General features: G+C 75.6%; 2 protein-coding genes. Both read right to left on the bottom strand.

Going from position 1 to position 3,381, the window contains the following annotated elements; translation table 11 throughout:
* Nucleotides 1-105 precede the first annotated feature (105 nt).
* Nucleotides 106-1,512 (bottom strand): lysine N(6)-hydroxylase/L-ornithine N(5)-oxygenase family protein, encoded by a 1,407-nt coding sequence (locus tag JS521_RS26320; protein WP_205085457.1) that lies wholly within the window; start codon nucleotides 1,510-1,512, stop codon nucleotides 106-108.
* Nucleotides 1,513-1,582: 70 nt separating this feature from the next.
* Nucleotides 1,583-3,076 carry a pyridoxal phosphate-dependent decarboxylase family protein gene (locus JS521_RS26315; RefSeq protein WP_205085456.1) on the bottom strand — a complete coding sequence of 498 codons (1,494 nt, stop codon included), beginning with the start codon at nucleotides 3,074-3,076 and terminating at the stop codon, nucleotides 1,583-1,585.
* Nucleotides 3,077-3,381: the final 305 nt, after the last annotated feature.

Raw genomic sequence — 3,381 nt, 5'->3', positions numbered from 1 at the left:
CCGCCCGGCGCCGCACCCAGCGCCCCCGCGGTACCCGCCCTACTGCTCCGCGGCGGCGGCCGCCCCCCCCGCCCCCCCGCCCCCCCCCCCCCCCCCCCGCGTCTGTCAGCGTCGCTCTTCGGCCGGACGTGCCGACGCGCTCCGGTCGCCACGGTCCCGGTCCTCGCGGTCCTGTGCGCCGAGGCCGAACGTCGTGAAGGCCGTGCGCTCGGGCAGCGGGTAGAACTCCTTGCCCGTCAGCGCGTTGACGATCACGGCGGAACGCCAGGCGGCCAGGCCCAGGTCCGGTGCTCCGACGCCGTGCGTGTGCCGTTCGGCGTTCTGCACGAAGACGGAACCGGCGATCTCCGGTGCGAGGACGAGCCGTTGGGCCGCGTCGACCTGCGGACGCCCGGCCTCGTCGCGGACGATGTACGGGTCGAGAGCGGCGAGCAGCGTGTCGACGGGGCGCTCACGGTACCCGGTGGCGAGGACGACGGCGTCCGTGACGAACCGGCCCCGCGTCTCCTGCTGGCCGTGCTCGACGCTCAGCTCGATGCGCCCCGCCTCCGTGGTGGCCGCTCCGGTGACCTCGATGCCGGGGGTGAGCGTGACGTCGGGCCAGCCGCCGCCGAGGCTGCGCCGGTACAGCTCGTCGTGGATGTCTCCGAGCGTGTCCCCGCTGACGCCCTTGTAGAGCTGCCACTGGCGGGGCAGGAGCCGGTCCCGGGTGGCCTGCGGCAGTCCGTGGAAGTAGCGGGTGTAGTCGGGGGTGAACTGCTCCAGGCCGATCTTGCTGTACTCCATGGGCGCGAAGGCCGGGGTACGCGCCAGCCAGGTCAGCCCCTCCGCCCCCTCGGGCCGGGACCGCAGCAGGTCCAGCAGGACTTCGGCGCCCGACTGGCCCGAGCCGACGACGGTGACGTGGCGGGCGGCCAGCAGCCGGTCCCGCTGGGCGAGGTAGTCCGCGGAGTGCAGCACGACAGCGGCCGGGTCCTCAACCAACTCCCGCAGCGGCTCCGGGACATGGGGAGCCGTGCCGACGCCGAGGGCGAGGTTGCGGGCGTGGGTGAGGCCGGTCGTGAGCGTCTCCCCGTCGGGGCCCCGCCGGGTGAACTCCACGGCGAAAGCGCTCTGTCCGGGATCCCAGGAGACCGTGTCGACGCGGTGGCCGAAGCGGGTGGAGGGCAGTTCGGTGCTCACCCAGCGCAGATAGTCGTCGAACTCGGAGCGGTGGATGTGGAAGCGCTCGGCGAAGTAGAACGGGAAGAGCCTGCGGCGGATCTTGATGTAATTGAGGTAGGACCAGGGGCTGGTGGGCTCGACGAGGCTCACCAGGTCGGCCAGGAAAGGCACTTGGAGGGTTGCTCCCTCGATGAGCAGCCCGGGGTGCCAGTGGAGGGCCACACGCTGCTCGTGGAAGGCGGTGCGCAGCCCGGGGACGCCGTCGGCGAGTGCGGCGAGCGAGAGGTTGAAGGGCCCTGCCCCCACCCCCAGCAGGTCGAGGGGCGGCGTGCGCGGTCCGGGCGTCATCGGGTTCCTCCGGCGGGTGTCGCTGGGGCGGCGGGGGGTGGTCCCGGGCGGGTCGTGCGCGTCGTCGACGTCATGGCGACAGCCTTTCCGCCGCGGGGGCATCGGTACCTTCGGACGCCGGGGCTTCGCTCACCGCGCGGTCCGCGGCCGCCGTGACGAGGTCGAGCAGCGGGAGCAGGTCGGCCGTCGCGGCGTTCGGGTGCAGCAGGGTGGCCTTCAGCCAGAGGCGGCGTCGGCCCTCCCCGTCCTCAGCCACCGCGCGGCCGAGGACGGCGCGCCCCTCGGTGAGCAGGGTGCGGCGGACGGCGGCGACCACGGCGTCGCCCGCCTCGTCGGACAGCGCGTCGGCCACCGCCGGGCGGAACAGCACGGTGCTGATCCCGATCTCGCCGGGTCGGCGGCGCAGGGCCGGGTGCGCGTCGACGGCCCGGCCGAACTCGTGCGCCGTGCGCACGCAGTGCTCCACCAGCGCACCGAGTCCCCGGCGTCCCAGCGCCCGGAAGGTGACCGCCATCTTCAGGGCGTCGGGGCGCCGGGTGGTGCGGATCGAGCGGCCCAGCAGGTCCGGGAGTCCGGCCTCGGTGTCGTCGTCGGCGTTGAGGTAGTCGGCGCGCAGGGACAGCGGGGCGAGCATCGCGGCGTCGGCGACGGCCAGCGCCCCGGCGGCGACCGGCTGCCAGCCGAGTTTGTGCAGGTCGAACGTTACGGTGGCGGCGTGTTCCAGGCCCGCGAGCTGAGGGGCCAGCCGCTCGCTGAACAGCAGCGGACCGCCGTACGCGGCATCGACGTGGAGCCGCGCGCCGTGGCGTCCGGCGATACGGGCGATCTGCGGGAGCGGGTCGATGCGCCCCTCGTCGGTGGTCCCGGCCGTGGCGACGACCAGGAGCGGCGCTCCGGCGAGGCCGGTCAGGGCGCGGTCGAGCGCGGCCGGGTCGATCCGGCCGTCGCTGCAGGCGACGACCGTGGGGGCGGGCAGGCCGAGCATCCAGGCGGCGCGGTGGACGCTGTGGTGGACGTTGGCACCGGTGACCACCCGCAGGGGGCCGCCTGCCGCCCACTCCCGGGCGAGGAGCAGGGCGACCAGGTTGGACTCGGTGCCGCCGCTGGTGATGAGCGCGTCGGGTGCGGAGGCGTCCGGGTGGACGAGCCGGGCCAGTGCGGCCGTGGTCAGCTCCTCGATCACTCCGGCGGCGGGCGCCTGGTCCCAGGAGTCCATGGAGGGGTTCAGGGCCGCCCCCGCCAGCTCTGCCGCGACGGCCACGGCCAGCGGCGGGCAGTGCAGATGGGCGACGCAGGCGGGGTCGGCCGGATCCGCGGCCCCCTCGGCCACCGCCCGTACGAGATCCGCGAGCGCGGCCTCGCCGCCGACGCCGTCCTCGGGCAGCACCGGGGCGGCCAGGGCGGTGGTCCGCCGGGTCACGGCGTCCGGGCCTCCGGCGGGCAGCGGCCCACCTCTGGCGCGGGCGGCGGCCTCCAACGTGTCCAGGACGACCGAGGTGAGGGCGCGCAGGTGGCCGGGGCCGTCGATGCCGCCCGCGAGGTGGCCTCCCGTACCGGCGCTCACGCCCCACGCTCGGCGGGGAGTTCGGCGGACAGCAGGCCCTGAGCACGCTCCATGGCGAAGCCCTTCGATCGGAGTGCAAGATCCACAACCGGGATTCGCTGGTTAGGCTAACCTAACTCTCCCGTTGAGGAAGAACGCACTCCGGTCGGCGTGCCCTCCGAACCGGCTTGCTCCCCAACGGAGTCGGGGACGCCGGGCGCCGTACGGCGCAGGCCCCGGGGGGGGGGGGGGGGGGGGGGGCCGGGCCCCCCCCCCCGCCCGCCCCCCCCCCCCCGCGCCGGCCCCCCCCCGCCCCCCCCCGCCCG

Source organism: Streptomyces durocortorensis, from assembly GCF_016901035.1.
GTDB lineage: Bacteria > Actinomycetota > Actinomycetes > Streptomycetales > Streptomycetaceae > Streptomyces > Streptomyces durocortorensis.
The sequence above is the reverse complement of the archived record's forward strand: the minus strand, read 5'-3'. Positions and strand labels throughout refer to the sequence as shown.

What these genes read in the sequence shown, in the direction of transcription:
- JS521_RS26320 (WP_205085457.1), bottom strand. Translation starts at nt 1,512, where the DNA reads ATGACGCCCGGACCGCGCACGCCGCCCCTCGACCTGCTGGGGGTGGGG.